12 protein-coding genes are annotated in these 18122 nt (G+C 40.6%); 3 read left to right on the forward strand and 9 right to left on the reverse strand.

Annotated elements, in window-relative coordinates:
* Window positions 1–269 precede the first annotated feature (269 nt).
* The 7 genes from ACY2A0_RS17410 to ACY2A0_RS17440 all read right to left on the reverse strand — a co-directional run bounded on the left by ACY2A0_RS17410 (window position 270) and on the right by ACY2A0_RS17440 (window position 12007).
* Window positions 270–5867 carry an alpha-2-macroglobulin family protein gene (locus ACY2A0_RS17410; RefSeq protein ID WP_461790652.1) on the reverse strand — a complete coding sequence of 1866 codons (5598 nt, stop codon included), beginning with the start codon at window positions 5865–5867 and terminating at the stop codon, window positions 270–272.
* Window positions 5868–6602: 735 nt separating this feature from the next.
* Complete coding sequence (locus tag ACY2A0_RS17415; protein WP_461790653.1) at window positions 6603–7511, reverse strand: hypothetical protein; 909 nt, start codon at window positions 7509–7511, stop codon at window positions 6603–6605.
* Window position 7512: 1 nt separating this feature from the next.
* A complete protein-coding gene (locus tag ACY2A0_RS17420; protein ID WP_461790654.1) occupies window positions 7513–8781 on the reverse strand; it encodes a hypothetical protein in 1269 nt (422 codons plus the stop codon).
* 3 nt (window positions 8782–8784) lie between these two features.
* Window positions 8785–9186: a hypothetical protein gene (locus ACY2A0_RS17425; RefSeq protein WP_461790655.1), complete on the reverse strand. Its 402-nt coding sequence runs from the start codon at window positions 9184–9186 to the stop codon at window positions 8785–8787.
* Window positions 9187–9336: 150 nt separating this feature from the next.
* Window positions 9337–10002, reverse strand: a complete 666-nt coding sequence (locus ACY2A0_RS17430; RefSeq protein WP_461790656.1) for a response regulator — start codon at window positions 10000–10002, stop codon at window positions 9337–9339.
* A gap of 9 nt (window positions 10003–10011) precedes the next feature.
* Window positions 10012–11742 carry a sensor histidine kinase gene (locus tag ACY2A0_RS17435; protein WP_461790657.1) on the reverse strand — a complete coding sequence of 577 codons (1731 nt, stop codon included), beginning with the start codon at window positions 11740–11742 and terminating at the stop codon, window positions 10012–10014.
* Between the two features lie 55 nt (window positions 11743–11797).
* Window positions 11798–12007, reverse strand: a complete 210-nt coding sequence (locus ACY2A0_RS17440; RefSeq protein ID WP_461790658.1) for a hypothetical protein — start codon at window positions 12005–12007, stop codon at window positions 11798–11800.
* Between the two features lie 342 nt (window positions 12008–12349).
* On the opposite strand from ACY2A0_RS17440, the gene ACY2A0_RS17445 reads away from it, so the two are divergent.
* The gene (locus ACY2A0_RS17445) at window positions 12350–13372 is read left to right on the forward strand and encodes a hypothetical protein (protein WP_461790659.1); all 1023 of its coding nucleotides are present in this window, start codon (window positions 12350–12352) and stop codon (window positions 13370–13372) included.
* 773 nt (window positions 13373–14145) lie between these two features.
* Here ACY2A0_RS17445 and ACY2A0_RS17450 read toward each other — a convergent pair.
* Window positions 14146–14658 carry an SH3 domain-containing protein gene (locus ACY2A0_RS17450; protein WP_461790660.1) on the reverse strand — a complete coding sequence of 171 codons (513 nt, stop codon included), beginning with the start codon at window positions 14656–14658 and terminating at the stop codon, window positions 14146–14148.
* A gap of 307 nt (window positions 14659–14965) precedes the next feature.
* Here ACY2A0_RS17450 and ACY2A0_RS17455 point away from each other — a divergent pair, with 307 nt between their 5' ends.
* Both ACY2A0_RS17455 and ACY2A0_RS17460 read left to right on the forward strand, forming a co-directional pair.
* Window positions 14966–16009, forward strand: a complete 1044-nt coding sequence (locus ACY2A0_RS17455) for a type I restriction endonuclease (protein ID WP_461790661.1) — start codon at window positions 14966–14968, stop codon at window positions 16007–16009.
* Window positions 16010–16227: 218 nt separating this feature from the next.
* On the forward strand, window positions 16228–17361 hold the full coding sequence (locus ACY2A0_RS17460) for a redoxin domain-containing protein (RefSeq protein ID WP_461790662.1): 1134 nt from the start codon (window positions 16228–16230) through the stop codon (window positions 17359–17361).
* Between the two features lie 247 nt (window positions 17362–17608).
* Here ACY2A0_RS17460 and ACY2A0_RS17465 read toward each other — a convergent pair whose 3' ends face one another.
* Window positions 17609–18013, reverse strand: a complete 405-nt coding sequence (locus tag ACY2A0_RS17465) for a hypothetical protein (RefSeq protein WP_461790663.1) — start codon at window positions 18011–18013, stop codon at window positions 17609–17611.
* Window positions 18014–18122: the final 109 nt, after the last annotated feature.

Genomic DNA, 18122 nt, shown 5'->3' on the forward strand with positions numbered 1-18122 from the left:
GATATCAATAAAAGGAGGATGAAATATGGAAAAAATATTTACTTTTTTGAAGTTCTCGGCAGGGTTTATTCGCTTTGTGCTCACTAATGTTTGGCCTAGGGTTTAGGAGTTAGGGATTAGTTTTTAGGAATTAGGTATTAGTTGTTAGGGATTAGTTGCTAGGTATTAGGGGTTAGTAGTTAGGGTTATGAGTGATGTGATTTACAACCCAAAACTCATAACCCGTATCTGTTTTATTACCTTAATTATCTTCCATTTCCACTATTTTATTATTTGACTACTTCTACCCAATAACCTGCTTTGGCAGCAGCTATGTTATTGTCATACATGGCCTCGCATTGTACATTGGATAGGTAAAATCTTCCTAAATACGCCGCGTTTAGCAATATCCTATAGGTTTTGGTTTCGTTTTCACGTAAGTTGAAGTAAGTAAATACCCTGTCGTCCCTAATATCTTGGTAGTCAAAGGTTGATGCTGCAAAAGCACCTTCATTGTCATTCAATCTGGTATTGATGATTTCCCAACCTGAAGGGAAGATTTGCGTGAGTGCCATTTGCTCATACAAACCTTTATTGCCAGTGTTTTTTACAGTCACTTCAGCATAAAAATCTTGTCCTTGTTTTAAACGGGTAGGATCCAATGACTGACCTTTCATGTTTTTGTAACTTACCTGCATATCTAACAACTCTGGGTGGTTAGGCAAGAAATTATTCTGTCCGGTAGCTGGGCGCCCTTGAACAATCAGTCGGACGAATAGTACACCGCCACTTTTGTTGGTTACGCTGGCGGTGTTACCTTTAAAACTGATAGGCGTAGTGCTATAGAATTGGTTATTGTTTACTCCCGCTTTTTTGCCATCAAGTAGGTATTGGAAGTTCAATTGTCGGCCAGCTTTTTGCGTACCGCAGAACTTAGCAATTGCCAGTAGGCTGTAGGCTGTAGTTTGGGTGCTGTACCATTGATCTTCGCCTAGTTTAGCCGCTACCTTAGTGAGAAGTTGCGCCGCCCTGCTTTTTTGTCCCATCAAGGTTAGCGTTTCCATGATCATTGCCTGATCTCTTAAATCAGAACCGTAGGTACCGCCAAGTTGTTGGTAAGGCGTAATCTCTGTGTTCAAACCTTTAACCAAGCCATTGGCGGCGCCGCTTTGACCTGCCAATTGATACGCCGCCGCCAAGCGCCACTTAGCAGCCTCGCTTAAGTATTGGAAAGCTCTCAGCCTGTTCATGGCGGCCATTTCCGGTTTTTTAGCTAAAGCCAGCACGTATAATCGGTAGGCCTGACTTAAATCTCCACCATAGAAATTATTGGAATTTGGTGTCCAGTTGTTGGCCTTGTTTTTAAGGTAGCGTGTTAAGCCATCGAATAAACCCACCGGAAGTGCGTATCCGGCATCCTGCGCTTCTACCAAGAAATGCCCGGCGTAATTTGTTCCCCATTCATCAGCCTCTGCGTTACCTGGCCAATAGGCTAAGCCGCCATCAGTAGTTTGGAAACCTTTCAGCTTATTGATGCCCGCTTTGATATTGCGTTCTATTTGCGCCTTTTTCTGCTCGCTTAAATCAGCCAACTTATTCAAATGCAATTGAGGAAATACGCTAGACGTGGTTTGCTCTACACAACCGTGAGGATATTGAATCAAGTAGCCCATTCGTTTTTCCAAATTAATAGGAGGGATAGACGATACCTCCAAGCTACCGATGTTAGTGCCAGAAGTTCCAATAGCAGCGTATTTGGTGCTCCATGTTTGGTTAGGCTGTACCACTCCTGAAATTACATTGGTTACTATTGGATTTGGATTTCTGATGTCCAATTCCACATCGGAGATAGTTCTTTCTGATCCACTTTGTGCGATAATTTTAATTTTGGCGATGCCCGTATTATTTGGTGCAGTGACGTTAAAATAGGTAAGTTGATCGCCTGCCTTGGCAAAGGTTAAGTTTTGCTTATTGCCCGAGTTGATTTGCAAGTTACTGGTTTGCAGGGTTACGCTAACATTACGTAGGTTGTTGTTTGTTGCAAATACATTTACAGGTAAGGTGAAGGTTTCACCTGGGCCAATTACCCTAGGTACGGAAGCTAAAAGCATGATTGGCTTTTTCACCTCAACCGATTGCTCGGCATTGCCATAAGCACCATCGGCGCCAGCCACTACCATTACTTTTACCGCTCCAATGTACTGCGGCAATTTAAAATGGTGTGTTTTCTTTTCGCCTTTGGCTAACTGAAATGGCCCCATGAATTTTACTACAGGCTTAAACCTGTTGGCTTTGGCCGGATTGATGTTTTTATTTACGGCACCATCGCCACCTATGCTTAAGATACGTTCTAAGTTGCCGCCCCAAGCACCGAGTACCTGGTCAAACAAGTCCCAAGTTTTAACGCCTAACCCTTCTCTGGCATAAAAAGTAGCGTGAGGATCTGGTGTTTTAAATCGGGTAAGGTCAAGCAAGCCTTCATCTACAATGGCAATGGTATAAGTCATGGCTTTTCCGTTTGCTTCGCTAATGGCTAAACTGCTTTCCACTTCTGGCTTAAGTTCTTTGGCGATTGCAATTTGAGGTTTCAAGATCGTTTCTGGATTCTCGATGCTCAGAGGAATAGCGCCGTACATGCGTATTGGCATGTCGTTTACCGTTTGACTATGCGGTTGCAACAAGGTCACGTTTGCGAAAACGTTTGGTGTCATTTCTTTTTCCGCTTTGAAACTAACTTGGGTTTGTCCTTTCTTGGTATCAGCCCAAAATGTTTTAATTACCCGACTTCCATTTTCAATGGAGATGAATGCCCTGCCGTTTTCAGGAGTTGGGATGGTTAACGTTACTTCTTCGCCTACGTTGTATTTGGTTTTATTGGACGTGAAGGATAGCATGGCCGCTTCGGTAGGATTGTTCCCTTGCTCACGTTGCGCCCATCCCGGCCAATCGATGTATACTTCCTTAGCTGCAAAATGGCCACCGCCGCTCGCATTACCCACCACAATTAAATATCTTCCCCATTCAGGCTCATCTAGGCGTAAATCCCATTTGGCCTTACCATTAACCATTTGCACCTGCGTTGCCCTGATGAGTTTGTTATACTCATTCTGCGTGAAATTGGCATAGTTTTCCTGATTATTTTGTTCCCACCACCAACGCCATTGTACTTTGTATAAAGCTACGGTTACGGTTTTGTTCGCATTTAGTAAGATACCATCTCTATTTACATTTACAATATCAATTTGATGATTTTTACCCGTTACCAACATGCCCGTCAACTTATCGCCCTGCGGCGCTTTGATACCGAAATAGTTGTCGTAAACGTGATAAGGGATACTGAAATTATCAATACTGAAATTACCGCCGGGTTCAAAAACTTTAGTGGTGATATTGGCTCTTAATATGCCCGGAGCTGACATGTTATCGTTCAAATTTGTATTCACTACTGCCACACCTGCATCATTAAGCGTGCCTTCAAATACGGTTTTCAACTGATTGTCGAACTGTACGATAGGATTGTCGAATACATAATCTTTAAAGTTAGGGAAGGAGGTTTCTCCCTTACTTAGGTTAATGTCTACCTTAGCTTTCAGGTTTTGTGCAGGCGTACCAAACAGCCATTTTGCCGATAGGGTTGCTGTTGACACTCGGCCATTTCCCAAGTATTTTTTTCCTCCCAAATCGAAATTGATTTTGATGCGATTAGGGGTTACGGTTTCTATCTTTAAGCTTTTGGTGAACGTAGCTCCTCCAGCTTTAAATTTAGCCTGCCAAGTTCCAGTAGGAGCAGTGCTTTCGGTGGCGGTTTTAAAGGTGTAGAATCCATTAAGCGGATTGTTATCGGTTTGTTTTTTGATTAACTGTCCTTTTGGATTGTACAATTCAAACACCACTGGATAATTGGGCGGCAACTTGTTCAGCTTGTCTTCCAAAATAAAGGAAAGATAAACGCTATCGCCCGGTCGCCATACGCCACGCTCCCCATAAATGAACGCTTTAATGCCATTTTGAACGATATCGCCACCTACGTCGAACCTTGATAAAGGCAGCGAGTTACCATCATCTAGTTTCAAATAGCCACGCTCATTGCCATTCTTCGCCACCAATAAAAATGGTTTCCTTTTTAGGCTGAAACTGGCCATGCCATCACCATCCGTTTTTACGGTAGTTAACACCTGTTTTTGATAGTCTAACAGCTCGATGCTTACACCACTTAAAGGTTTTGCAGACAACAGATCGGTAGCGACTACGAGCATGCTTTCGTCATTTCCTCGTTTGGCAATTAAGCCGATATTTGATGATAGTAAGTTGCGGTGTGCCCATCTCTCGCTGGTATAGTAGGATGGCGTACAAGGATCATCCTTATCGTTCCAACTGTAATTTCGTGGGTAGTAATTTTGGTAGTTGTTCCAAAAATCATCGTCCTCATCCAGTTTTTCTCCATAATCGTAACGATCGCCATCTTCTTCTTCATCGGCATCATTTACCTCTTCGTTGGTACTGCGAGCGGTGCAATTAAATAAGCTGTACGATTGTTTGAACATGATGCTCACGCGATATATGGCACCCGGTTCGGTTTTAATCAATTGATCTAAATCGAGTGTGAAACGGTTTTTCTTGTGGAGATCCAAGGATTTATCTTCACTTAAGCTGATGGTTTTTTGTAAGATAGGTTTCGCTACCCGTCGTAGTTCATTGCCATCTTTATAGTTGTTGACTTGGAAAAACTGCGGGATGTTATCTTGATAAATTTTAATGATAGTTACGTCCACCGCCTTCAGGTTGACCGCCTCAAAAGGTAAAACTAATTTACCCGAATTTGGTAGGATGGTTCCGGTACCCGCGATGGTTACGGCGGGTTTCTTATCTTCGAAAACAAGGTTGGCCGATTTAGCGGCTTCCAAGCTCTTGCCCTCAATGTTGGTGATGGCATTGCTTACTGTGACGTTATAGTTTCCTTCAAGTGCATCAGGCGCATATACCTTAATTTGGCTGCCATCGATGGTAAAACGCAGGTCGCCGAGTTGACCAACGGTGATTAAGCCCACTAAGTCCTGTGTTACGCTTACTGGTTGCGAGCACTGGATCAGCACGTAATTTTCTTCCTCTTGTACTGCTTTCATGTCCAGCACTTTGAATACGTCGGGTGCCGGAATTGCTAAAGTGACTTCGCCCTTGTTGTCATCTGCATCTATGGCCTCGCCGCTCCATTTTAAGGTTAGTGACGAATTGGTTTTTTGGATGCTATCGATGGTGAAAGCGGAGGTTTGTTTTTGAGGGTTATGGCTCCATTTGATGCGCAGCTTTTGAGGAGAGCTTACTTGCAATGTTTGTTCTATCTTTTGTGTTTCCTCCACATCAGCAGTTGCAACTTCTCCTGTGAGCTTCATCAAGCTTAAGGAGGTGTTGTTTTGCGATACCAAGCCATTTTGTTTGAACGCTAAACCTGGTTTAATTACCTTAAAATCAAATTCAAACTCTTCCAGCTGGTCTTCCACGGGAAGGATTTTAGCCAAGTTTAAGGTTGCCTCGTATTTTTGATCTGGCTCTAAGTTTTCGTCTGGTCGAAATTCCAAGGTTTGGGCATCTATCCAGTAAGTTTTTCCTTTAATGCTAGGAGAGAAGTGGAAGAGCTCTTTTTTGGTCTCGCCTAAATCGGTAGTGTTGGTAACTGAATTGGCCAAATGTACCCTGATGTAGCTTTTTTTGGAGATGATGCCAGAAGTGTAGGCGTCAATGTATTTGGCAAATTGACTGTGATCTTGCTTCCTGTCTTTCTTTAGTAAAAAGTGACCTGAAACAATGGCGATTAATACGAGTGTGCCAATGATTATAGCTTTGGCAGTTGGGCGCTGGAGAGCGTTTTTAGAGGAGATTTGTTGGTTCATACGCTAAATAGACTTTAGATAATGAAGATAACGAAAAAACTTCCTTTTTGTTGGGGATATAGCTGAATTGTTTAAAGTTTTGAGGGTTAGTTGGGGGATTTGGTTGATTGTTAATGTTGCGGTATTTAGGAATGGCTTAGCACCGACTAATTCCCTCTCTTTTTCAAGGAGTACTTGTCCCGACTGTTCGGGAGGGTTAGGGAGAGGATTTTGCTATGGTTATTTTGGTGTTTTCTCCGTCGAAAACCTGCTATGCCACTAAACCCCCTCTGCCTTCGGCATCTCCCCCTGAAAGGGAGAGAGTTGTACTTGGGAATGGCTTAGCACAGACTAATTCCCTCTCTTTTTTAATGAGTACTTGTCCCGACTGTTCGGGAGGGTTAGGGAGAGGTTATTTATTAATACTTTTTGCTTTTTCTGTTGAAAGGCTGCTGGGCCACTAAACCCCCTCTGCCTTCGGCATCTCCCCCTGAAAGGGAGAGAGTTGTGCTTGGGAATGGTTTAGCACTAACTCATTCCCTCTTTTTTAAGGAGTACTTGTCCCGACTGTTCGGGAGGGTTAGGGAGAGGTTATTTATTAATACTTTTGCTTTTTCTGTTGAAATACTGCTAGGCCAATAAACAACCTGCTACCTTTCGGCATCTCCTCCTGAAGGAAGAGAATTGTACTTTTTAATAGATTGATTACTAATCAATTAAACTTTATTAAAGAATAGTGGGAGACGACTTAATTGATTATTTGCCAGCTAATCCTTTTTTAATAATCGAATCCATGTACGTTGGCAAGTCTGTACCCTTGATTTGGAAATTAGTTACGCCCATTCGCTTTAGCCAATCTCCCCAGTATTTTTTGATCACATCTTCTTCAAAAGGTTTTCCTCTTTGTGGATTGATTCCGATGACCAATACGTTAAGTTCTTGAAGTCCACTTGTTGCAGGTATAAAACCGAACTTACCATCACTCATTTTCTTTTCGAAATCTGGGGTGTTCAATTTCGCCATTCGTATTAATTCCGGACTTAAGTAGGAAGTTTGATTACCAATTTTAAGTTTATTCTCTTGATGATACATATATCCGTCGGTAAGTATGACCAATACATTTTGATGATTAGGCAGGATACATTGATCTTTCACTTTGTTTTTGAAGAAAGTCCATATGTCGGCTCCAATGAACTTATTTTCTTTTAACGCTACCTGATAGATTTTTTTTGAGTTTGATTCATACGTCGGCATAATGCCAGCAATTTTATCTGTCGTAACGGTAGATTTGTTGAATACTAATTTCATCTGTTTTGCAAGTTCATTGATCTGTTTTGATTTTGGCTCAGGTTCAAAGAAAATTTGCATCGTTTCGTCCATTCTGCTGATCTTAGTTCTGTTTACATGACTTTGAAAAGCCTCCGCCAAGCTATTGATGTAACCTAAATCACGTTGATAGATTTCCATCGTTTCATTAGGGTACTTCTTTGGATCTATTCTATCCGAAAGATCAAGGAATATACTTAAGTTGAGATTTTTTGCATGCCTAGGACCAGCGGCAATGTTTTGTGTATGGTCTTTTTTAGACTCTGCATTACAGCCATTGTTGAGCGACAAGATGATGAGGGTGGCCGTAAGCAGAGTTAAGTTCAAATGTTTTTTCATATTAAGAAACTTTAGAATAAATTAAATGTTGATGTTGAGGTTTGAGCAGATCTAACTCTTTAAGATGTTCTTCTGCGGCCATAGCGCAACTGTTCAATATTTCATGTTTTTTGGCGTCAGACATCACTAATTCCCCATTTATTGCTTGTAGCCAACCTTCAACATATTGATTATGATAATGTAGGTATTGTTTTATATTAAGAATGAATCCGTCGATCTTATTTTGTAGCTCTTCAATTTTCCCTTTGATGGTACTTATGAGTTGTTTTGTTTGCTCGATATCAGTTGAAATTTGAAGACGGGTTTTTTCTAATCGTTGCAATTCTTGTTGTTTGTTGCGTATAAAAGCTTTGATCTTATCTATGTTTTCGTATTCCTTCATCACGAAATCGAACACTAATCCCCAAATGATATATACAACGAATCCAGCAAAGATGATCATCCAAAATTCTGCTTCACCGATAGCTACTTTTAGATTATAGGTTGGCGTAGTAGGTGTTTTGTTGAAATCATAAATTTTCTTTTCTATCTGGTAGGCTAATAATCCATCAAACAAAAAAGTGATAAGGAATAGCCCAGCTAGCCTCATTAAGTTTTTTATTCCTTTGCCTTTTTGCATCATGTGGATGATGTATCCTAAACCTAGAAAGACAGTTGGAATGGTGATGACCAATACGCCTTCCAGCCAACTTGCACTGAATGCGTCGTTCAATGCCTGAGAGTCGAAAATTGCTGTACTGAGACTATCATCGGAAAAGATTTTGAAAAGTGCCGAATACGTAGCTGATATATAAAAAACGAAAAGGTAAATGGTGATAGGTATCAAAAGCAAAAGGCCAATATAAAATAGGGCGTGTGGTTGCTTGGTATCGGTTACGCCATGCTTTTCCGGATTGCTACGTACAGTTTCGATGTCCTGCTTTACTGCCTCTATTTTTAGATCTTGTTGATTTAATTTGTCTTGGTGTATTGAGAGCGCTGTCTCAGCATTTCTTAATTCACCTTCCTGCTTTGCTTTATCTTGGATGTAGGGTTGCTTGAGTTTGTGTTGTTCTTCTTTCAGTCTTCTACATTGTTCTTCGAAACTACTGTAAACATTTTGTAAACACGCTTTCAATGTTAAAGCATTTCCATTAGCTTTTAACGCTGCGCCGTGCCCACTTTGGTAGTAGGTGATTCTTACTTGTACTTCGTCGGTATCTTTTTCAATATTTTGCTGGTCTGCAGGTAGTTGTTTCTTCAGGGAGAATAACTTATTGATTGCTTCCATGGCTTAATCGTTTATTTTAGTTAATACTTGAGTAAGAGACATTTCTTGTTTAGCGCATTCTAATAGAAAGGCACAGATTCCATCTATATTGGCATCCTCAAATTGAAAACGGCGACAGAACTTTTGTAAGGTGCTGTATTCATCGTCAGTTATCTCTTTATCTGCCCAAGTCATCAATGCCAAGTCATATAGGTATTCAATTCTCTCGTCCCTAGTTTTAGGTATTGCTAACCTAGCCAATGGATCGGTTAGGATCTTTTCCAGCTGTTCTGTTTCGAGCCCGCGTTGTTCAGCAAAAAGATATAGCTGCTTCATCTCGGGCGTGTCAAAATTTTCGTCGGCACAAGCCATTTGGTAGATTCTCAGAAAACGGCTTTGTAACGTGGCGGTAATTTGGTTTTCCATTTTTTGTTTGTTAGGTTTATTGGCATAAGCTGCCAGTTTGTTATAAACCCAAAACTAAAAGGTGTACACCAACTAATTGTACGGAAAACCGTAACGGATGGTAGGCCGTTAACCGGGGAGCTATTTCATTTGGTAAGTTAATGGATTGGGCTATATGATGCCCATATCCTTACAGAAGGCGATCAACTGTTCGTTTTTGTTGAAGTTCAACACGGTCTTGATGTGGTTAAGGCGTTTTTCCATCGAACTTTTTCCACTAGGCGAAACATTAAGTTTTACCAGTAAATCAGGGATATCTTGTAGTTTTTTTCCTTCTGCCAATAACGATAACACAGTAATATCGTAGTTGGTGAATTGGTGACTGTGTGATGGACTCATCTTCTCTCTGATTCCATGAGGCATATAAACTTGGCCCTTGGCTACTAATTTTACGGCTGTTTCAAGTTCGATAGCGTCAGTTCGACCTTTTTGTACGTATCCATCTACCTTTAAGTCTTTGAAATAGGATTGAATCTTTGCTGGACGGTCTTCTCCAGAAAAGATGATAACTTTCAGCTGTGGCTGAATTTCTCTGGCCGCTATGATTAACTCCACACCATTTTTCAGTCGCTGCGTCCTGTGATCTTCTATAAAAGAAATGTCGCTAATCAATAGGTCGTACGGCTCACCAGAAGCAAGTTCATTTTTTAAGCGTGTTAATGCATCGTCACAATAATATACGTAGTTGCAAACTGGAATTGCTAATTCCTCAATGATTTTAGTAACAGCTTTGCTGCTATTTTGGTGGTCTTCCGCCACTAATACTTTTTCGAGCATATTTATTTCTTAGGTTAATGGGACTTTAATAACTGCTTGTACACCGCCATTCCCATGATTGCCAAATATAAAATGCCCGTTTATTGCTGCAATACGGCTTTCCGTATTACGAATTCCAATCCCGTCTTTTTTGTCGCCTGATAGGCCAATCCCGTTGTCACGGTATCGGATTTCCAGTTCATCTTCTTGTAATATGAAACGAAGCGCTACTTGAGAGGCACTGCTGTATTTGTTCATGTTCACCAGTAACTCCTGTACAGCGAGTACAATTTCATCTTTAACAGGCACACTAACACTGGTATTCAATTTTTCATCAAGACCCACGGTAATGATTTTCGTTTCGGAACTGGAAAATGCATGAATGAGTTCTTCCAAACGCTCAACGAAATCCTGCGGGTTTGCCGATACCGCGTGTGAGATCTGTCGGGATTGGTGATATAGCTTTTCAAGCTGTCCAACAAATTTTGGTTTATCAATTGATTCACTATACTCCACTTCAGACATCATTCTGTAGAGACCATTGGCAACGACATCATGGATTTCTTTTGAAGTTTTTAGTTTACTGTCTCTAATTTGTTTTTCGGCGTGCTCGGTTAGGCGGCGTTTACGTTGCTTATAAACTACTATTGCGGTTAATGAGATAAGTAATATCGCTAATATGGCTATCGCTAAGAGCGTATTTCGTTTATCTATTTGCGATTTTTTTTGTTCATTCTCCCTTTCCAGCCGCAATGTATTTATTTTATATTTTTCGGTTTGATATCGAATTAGGGCAAACTGATTTTTCGCAACATTTCTTGCACTTGATAGGCTATCGTCAAGCTTTCGATAGCGGCGGAATAAGTTGAGGTGATTTTTAGGTTCAAGTTCGGTTAGTTTAGCTAAAGCTTCCAATTCATTATCTGGATTTTTCAACGCCACTGCCAGTTCATACATGAGGCGGCTGTAGTATAGGGATGAATCAGGTACACGGTACAAGTAATAGTCGGCCAAATGCGAATAGCTTGAGTTCTTTCCCCACTCATCATTTATATTTTTACGAATTTGAAGCGCACTGAGGTATAGCGGTATTGGATTGAAATTTTGATTTCGCATCAGTTGTGCTTTTGCCAAATTAGTCATTGTTCTGGCTTTGTTCTGAGGAGAAGGGGTGTTGTTTAATATTTCTTCATACAGTTTAATGGCCATGGCATAGTTGCCTTTTTGTCGGTAGGCGTTGGCCAGATTATTTTTAGCGATATGAAGATGTGCGGTATCATTGGCCAGTGGAATGGCCTGACTATAAAAGTCAATCGCATCGTCGTATTTTTTAAGGTCGTATGCGGTAACACCTAAATTGTTTAAGTTGGCGATGATGCTACGATGGTGTTTTTTGTCGTTGCGATTGAGGTACTGTGTAGCTTCCAAGGCATATTCTTGTCCGTTAAAACTATCTCCTTGATCGTTAGCGAGTATGCCCATACTGATTAAGGCATTGGCCAAGTTTAAGCTATCTTTGGATTTTGCGGCAGATTCACGAGCTTGTGCATATACTAGGAAGGCACTATCTAACCGTCCCTTGTCCCACAATCGGTCGGCAACATTAATAAGGGAATCAGCTGTTAGATCTGTAGATTTCTCACTCGTTTTGTCTTGTGATTTTTGGCAAGAGTAGAGCAACACGATGAGCAACAATAAAAGGAAGGTGAGGTGGCGTTTCAATTTTTCCAGTTTTCGCCTAAAATAAACAAAACCGTGCATATTTGCACGGTCTTGTAAAACTGTAGGTTTTAAAACAAGGCAGACGTCATTTTGATTACGGTTTTGTAGGTCTAATGGTACCGTTGTCTCCATTGTGGCCACCGCCATCTCCATCTTCACCAGGGTCGCCAGTTTCCCCTCCATCATCTGGGTCACCATCAGGGTCGGTGCTGTTAACTTGTACTGTTGTATTTTTGTTTCCGCAATTCTGCTGCGCAGGGGATGCCAAGCCCAATAATATGGCAATAAAAAGAGGTAAAAACATTTTTTTAATTTTTAAATTGTTGCTAATTGGCAGGGCATACCGAACTTTCGATAGCTTGCTGCATGATTAAGCGGCGCCGCTTAGTTTGGGAAGGTGTTTGAGCTGCTTGGGCGGAAAAGAGGGCTGCTTCCCTTCAGTTCCTTTCTCCGCCTTTTGCGGCTCAGTGGATCTCGCCTGCCAGAATTGTTTTTAAACTTGGCTAGCGATTTCGAATACAAAGTTGTGGGATGATAAGGGATTGATGGTAAGACGGTTCCGTTCTTTCCGTTCTTTCTGGAGGATTTCCGGAAAACCGTAATAAATTCCGTATATTCCGAGATAAATTCGCTCAAATTCCGATTGATGTTTTCGACTTATAAGCAAGCTATACGACAGTACTATCTATTGAAAAAAACTTCTGGTGAGTTGCCTATTAGGCTGCAAGAGCCGTCTCCGGCGAAGATTAGGGACCATTTGGAGCACTACCTGTCCACTAGTTTTGATCCAATGAAAGATGGGCAGGTATTGGAAGCTTTCTTTGGTAAACAACAGGATGCCGCTGCTTATGCCAAGATGGTGAAGCATGCGGAGATAGACGATTTTAGACCGGTCATCAATTGGTTGAAGGGAAAAACTTCAACTCCGGAGGATAAGCATGTGCACTTGGCGGCACTTTTGCTCGATTTCGAGCGTCCCTGCGTATTTGGTAAGAACTATAATTCGGATGAAACTAAAGTAGCAGATGACGTTGATGTAACGTTAGTTACGGCGATTGAATTAGAACGCGGAGATCAACCGGAAGCGGGGAGTAGGATTGACCTGCCTGAGACTACAACTACAGTTGAGGGAGAAAAGGATATCAAAAAGGGTGATGTAATGTTGCCAAGCGGTGAAGAAAATTCGCTAAATGGTGAGGGAATAACTGATGGGGTAAATAAAGTAAATAGGAGTGCCGAAACGCCAGGAGGAATAAAAACACCAAGTGATAAACTTAAAAAGCGAGCTTTATTACTTTTTTTAATGTTGATTGCGATATCTATCGGATTTGTAATAAAAGATGCAATAGCTGATCCAGAAGAAAAGCAATGTATGTACTGGAAGGATGACCACTATGTTGCGATTGCCTGCGATGCTAAATTGTCAGAAGAAACAGAAAAGATAGCACTTGATACTTTTTTAGTGGCTAATTTTAGAAAGATTACCAAGCCTGATACGATTACAGAGCGCTCTATTGGTAAAATATGGTATTTGAAGCACGATAAGAAATTTGATTATTTTACGGTAAAAGGTGTTCATCCTGTGCATGGACGTAGGTTAAGTCGTTTGAGCGACCGGATTTATAAGAATGAAATTGCTTCGGAAAGATTGCAAAGTGCTGGTCAATAATACGGAACTACGAGCGTGCTGTCAATTTGTAGCTTTACCGATGAATTGGCACAAGTTATGCCACTGGGCATCGTCTTTATGCTTGATGATATAAGAGCAACCTAAGCTCAGCGAAAGCATGCTTGCCTATATAAGCTCTATGCCGCGTGGCATCTTCTTTATCCTTGATGATAAAGAAGCAAACAATCAAGGCTTGCACCTTTTCTTGGATTAAGCGACCAAATATCCTGATGGCGCAAGAAAAAGGCGTTTTCCATTCCGTTGCCTTCCGCTCACGCTGCTTTCTTGCTTGGTAGTGAACGGTTAGGAGTTTGTGCAAGGGCTATTTCGGTGCTTTCTCCTTCGAAAACCTGCTAGGCCGTGTTCGTGCTTAGGAATGGTTTGTGCCAGTGTCTTCATGTAGTATCGTCGCTATTTTGTCATCTCGAGCTTTTCGAGAGATCTAGTTTTCGTTATGCCGCAGGGCATCTTCTTTATCCTTGATGATGTAGGTGCAACCTGAGCTTCAGCGAAACCATGGCTGCAAGTTCAATTTTTGTAAATTGATATTTTGGTGCTTTCTCCATCGAAAACCTGCTATGCCACTAAACCCCCTCTGCCTTCGGCATCTCCCCCCTGAAAGGCAGAGAATTGTACTTGGGAATAGCTTAGCACTAACTCATTCCCTCTCTCTTTAAAGGAGTACTTGTCCCGACTGTTCGGAAGGGTTAGGGAGAGGATTGTGTAATTGATATTTTGATGCTTTCTTCTTCAAATTGTGGTCAAGAATTATCCTAACGAATATAATCGTTATTGCAGTAACCGATATTGCCGGAGCTTAGTACCTTAACTTTTGTCCACTGGCCGTGCTTGCTGATTACCTGCAAACGCTGTTTAAATTTCAGTTTTTCAACCACCGCGTAAGTGTTGCCTGGTCCTTTGCGTAAGCTCAATACATCTACATTTACTTCCAAGTACTCTAATTCGACATTCTTGGAGGTTGTTGTTCTTCTTGATGCGCTTGTGCTCTGTTTACTGCTATGACTATTAGATTTTGATTTTTTTCTAGCTGAAGTACTTCTGCTAGGATAATAGTCGGCAGACGAAGATACGGATGGTGCGCATACGCCGCAGGTACCGCCGCTACCGCAATGTGCACAGCGAGAACAATTACGACAGGCGGAACAATAGGCAGATCCGGTGCATCGTCCAAGTGCTTCCTCCTTGAGTTTAGTGCCAGCGACACTTTGAGCGTTGCTTAAAAATGGCATTAGGCAAATGCCGATAAAGAATAAAAGTTGCTTCATTTTTATTTGAATTGGTGAGCAGCGAAATTAGTTTAAGGTTAATTTGAAGGATTACGTTATTCCGTAAAGTTGTGAAAATTAGCGGTCTTATCCTTAGTATTTTATTCTCATGATATTGCCTGTGGCATAAGTGAAACTCACCCGTTCATTTGGTGAAGTAAAAATGAAAATATGGAAGCGTTGGCTACGGAAAACCGTAAAAAAATATAATGCCTTAACCACATCTTTGAGGTAATTGGTTTTTGTACGCTATGTACTAGCAAATCGAGAATCAAAAAAAATCATCTCATTCAACCAACACTATATCATGGATTTTAAAGATCTTGTTTATCAATTTTCAACTCGAGTAGAAAAACTATGTCCGCAAATTAAAACCGAGGAGGCTACTAAAAATGCGCTGATTATGCCGTTTATCCAATTGATGGGTTACGATGTTTTTGATCCCTTTGAAGTCAATCCTGAGTTTGTTGCAGATATTGGAATTAAGAAAGGAGAGAAGGTAGACTATGCAATTATGAAACAGGACAAACCTATTATCCTAATTGAGTGTAAGCACTATACTGAAAAGCTTGATCCTCACAATTCTCAGTTGTTTAGATATTTCCATACTACAGAGGCTAAATTTGGCTTACTCACAAATGGCATACATTTCAGGTTCTACACAGATCTTAATGCGCCTAACAAGATGGATGAAAAGCCATTCTTTGAGTTTGATATCACTAAAATCAAAGACAATGAAATCCATGAGCTTAAGAAATTCCATCGCTCATATTTTGATATAGAAAATGTAACCAGCACTGCAAACGAGCTAAAATATCTAAATGATTTGAGAGGGCTGATCCAAAAGGAAATCAATTTACCTAGTGAGGATTTCGTTAGGTACTTTGCTAAGCAGGTATACCATTCCATTGTTACGCCCAAGGTATTGGAACAGTTTACCTCCATCACTAAAAAGGCGTTCTCTTTAATTATCAATGAAAGTATCAGCGGAACGCTAAAAACGGCATTGCTGGCGGAAGAAAAAAATGAGCCTGCTCTTACCGAGGATTTGCCGAAGGAAGATAAAATTGTAACTACCGAAGAGGAAATAGAAGCTTTTATGATTATCAAGGCTATTCTTAGAAAGGTAGTTGATCCAAGGAGAGTAACCATGCGAGATAGCCAGTCGTATTGTGCAATTTTACTGGATGACAATAACAGAAGGCCAATTTGCAGGTTGAATTTTAATACGAAGCAACTTTCTGTCTCAGTTGCGCTGGCAGACAAGTCATTCGAGAAAATAGAAATCAGTGACTTGAACGATATCTATACTTTTGCAGAGAAGCTGGAAGCAACCATAAAATTCTATTAGGTTTTTAATAAAGTGGGACTGATGTTTCGATCATTTAAAAGTGTGGTGAGTGGTAAAGACGGCATAGCTTCTATAGATAATACCTATTTTCCGAGGCACAGACGTTCGGCCAGGGTGACCGCTTTGAAGTTAAAAAGGTCGCCATTTTCAACAGAAATCCCATCAAGTCGGCGAAACTTAATATATTTACGCAAACAGGCATCCAAACTCCAAGATATATGGAACAATGGCAACGTAGATTATTGATTTTTTTACTTTTTCTGAGCTCGTCGATGGCTTATGGGCAAACAAATTTTAATATCCTAGGCCATGGTCAGAAGATGAAAGATGGCGATAGCTTATTTCTCTCCTACAAAGAAGAAGGCAGAAACGTTTTCCAGACGGTGACAGCTTCGAACGGAAAATTTACGTTCACAGGCCTTATAAGAACTCCCGTGAAAGCTAATCTCTATCGAAACCAAAACCCAAAATACGCCGATTTTATTAATGATTGGGTTGAAGTGTACATTGAACCTGGTATAATTAAAGTAAATAGCTCCGATACCTTGTCAAATGCAATTGTAAGTGGAACACCATTGAATACAACCTTACAGCTATTGCAAAATAGGCTAAGCAGTTTGAAGGAAAAAATGAGGAAAATAAAAGATCCAGACCTTTTTACTGATGAGGAAAGAAAAGATACCGCACTACTAAATCATAGTAAAAGAGTAATTGAGCAAAACTTCTATGAAGGCACGGAAATTAAATTGGCTTTTGCTGCGGATTATGCTAATTCTCAAGTTAGTTTAGATTTGTTAGAAAACCTTTCGAGGATTAATAGCCATATTTTTAAAGTGGAGAAAGTATATGCCATGCTTCCGGAACATTTTAAACGCTCAGCAAAAGGTCTTACAATTAGCGACAGAATTAACAAGAAAAGGCAAGTAATGGCTGGATCAAAAGCAATAGATTTTACCATGAAAGACAGTAATGGTAAAGCGATTGACCTAGCCTCACTTAGCGGTAAATATGTGCTCCTAGATTTTTGGGCCTCATGGTGTGGTCCTTGTCGAGAAGAACACCCCAATCTGATTGCGGCTTATGAAAAATACCGAGCTAAAGGCTTCACTATTTTAAGCGTTTCTATAGACACAGAAAAAAGTAAGTGGCTTGAAGCTATTGTAAAAGATAAGCTTACTTGGGTACAGGTTGCTGATTTGAAGGGAAATAAAGGTGAAGTGTATTTAAAATACGGTATAACTTCTATTCCCGCTAACTTTTTAATTGACCCAGATGGAATTGTGATTGCAAAAGACCTAAAAGGTGAAATCTTGAAAAGTAAATTGACTGCACTGTTTGAAGCTGGCAAGTAATTTGAAAGCAATTAACAGTTAACAGTAATCAGGTATCAGGTATCAGGGATTAGGTGAAAGGTGACAGGGGTTAGTTGGCAAGAGTGTTTCGAGAGGTTCAACATGACGGTTTAAGAAATAACCAATGACCAATAATCAAATCACAATAATCAATGTTTTTGGCGGTTAGCAATGAACCAAACAATTAACAACGACTAATGAGCTAATGAACTATTTTACTAAACAACGAACCAACCAAACAACCAACTTACCTAATCATCACCCCGGGTTTGTTCAGTACCGGAATTCTGATCAAATTGCTATCTACGATGCTTTCGGGAAGGAATATGAATTTCTTGTCGTAAATGGTACCATCAATGTAATAGCTTAACCAGTACTCGTTCGTTAGTCCGAATACCGCGGGATCAATAGCTTCTACGCCGGCGGAACCTTGGGCAGGCACATCGCCAATGAAATGTCTGAGCAAGGATGTTTTTACCTGCTTGCCATCTTTTTCGCCGTAGCCTTTAGAGGTAATGAGTACGTTGGTGATGGGTACGTTTTTGAGGTTCACTAAATAAACCGTCCAGTTTTTCACTTCTGGCGTTTCACTCATTAAAACCACTGCAATGGCTACATCTTCAACTATGTTTTCTGGTAAATCTGCTTTCAAAGTAGAGTTGGTTAACTGGTTAATTGTTGAATTGGTGAACTGTTTATCCGTTAGCTGGTTAATTGTTAATTTGTTTAGTCGGTTAGCTGATTAAAACTGATAACTGACT

Source organism: Pedobacter sp. (genome assembly GCF_965249885.1).
Classification (GTDB): Bacteria; Bacteroidota; Bacteroidia; order Sphingobacteriales; family Sphingobacteriaceae; genus Pedobacter.

Excerpts from the sequence above, each read along its gene's own strand:
- ACY2A0_RS17460 (WP_461790662.1), top strand. The coding sequence starts at position 16,228 with ATGGAACAATGGCAACGTAGATTATTGATTTTTTTACTTTTTCTGAGC.
- ACY2A0_RS17415 (WP_461790653.1), bottom strand. The coding sequence starts at position 7,511 with ATGAAAAAACATTTGAACTTAACTCTGCTTACGGCCACCCTCATCATC.
- ACY2A0_RS17430 (WP_461790656.1), bottom strand. The coding sequence starts at position 10,002 with ATGCTCGAAAAAGTATTAGTGGCGGAAGACCACCAAAATAGCAGCAAA.
- ACY2A0_RS17450 (WP_461790660.1), bottom strand. The coding sequence starts at position 14,658 with ATGAAGCAACTTTTATTCTTTATCGGCATTTGCCTAATGCCATTTTTA.
- ACY2A0_RS17410 (WP_461790652.1), bottom strand. The coding sequence starts at position 5,867 with ATGAACCAACAAATCTCCTCTAAAAACGCTCTCCAGCGCCCAACTGCC.
- ACY2A0_RS17420 (WP_461790654.1), bottom strand. The coding sequence starts at position 8,781 with ATGGAAGCAATCAATAAGTTATTCTCCCTGAAGAAACAACTACCTGCA.
- ACY2A0_RS17455 (WP_461790661.1), top strand. The coding sequence starts at position 14,966 with ATGGATTTTAAAGATCTTGTTTATCAATTTTCAACTCGAGTAGAAAAA.
- ACY2A0_RS17440 (WP_461790658.1), bottom strand. The coding sequence starts at position 12,007 with ATGTTTTTACCTCTTTTTATTGCCATATTATTGGGCTTGGCATCCCCT.
- ACY2A0_RS17435 (WP_461790657.1), bottom strand. The coding sequence starts at position 11,742 with ATGCACGGTTTTGTTTATTTTAGGCGAAAACTGGAAAAATTGAAACGC.
- ACY2A0_RS17445 (WP_461790659.1), top strand. The coding sequence starts at position 12,350 with ATGTTTTCGACTTATAAGCAAGCTATACGACAGTACTATCTATTGAAA.
- ACY2A0_RS17425 (WP_461790655.1), bottom strand. The coding sequence starts at position 9,186 with ATGGAAAACCAAATTACCGCCACGTTACAAAGCCGTTTTCTGAGAATC.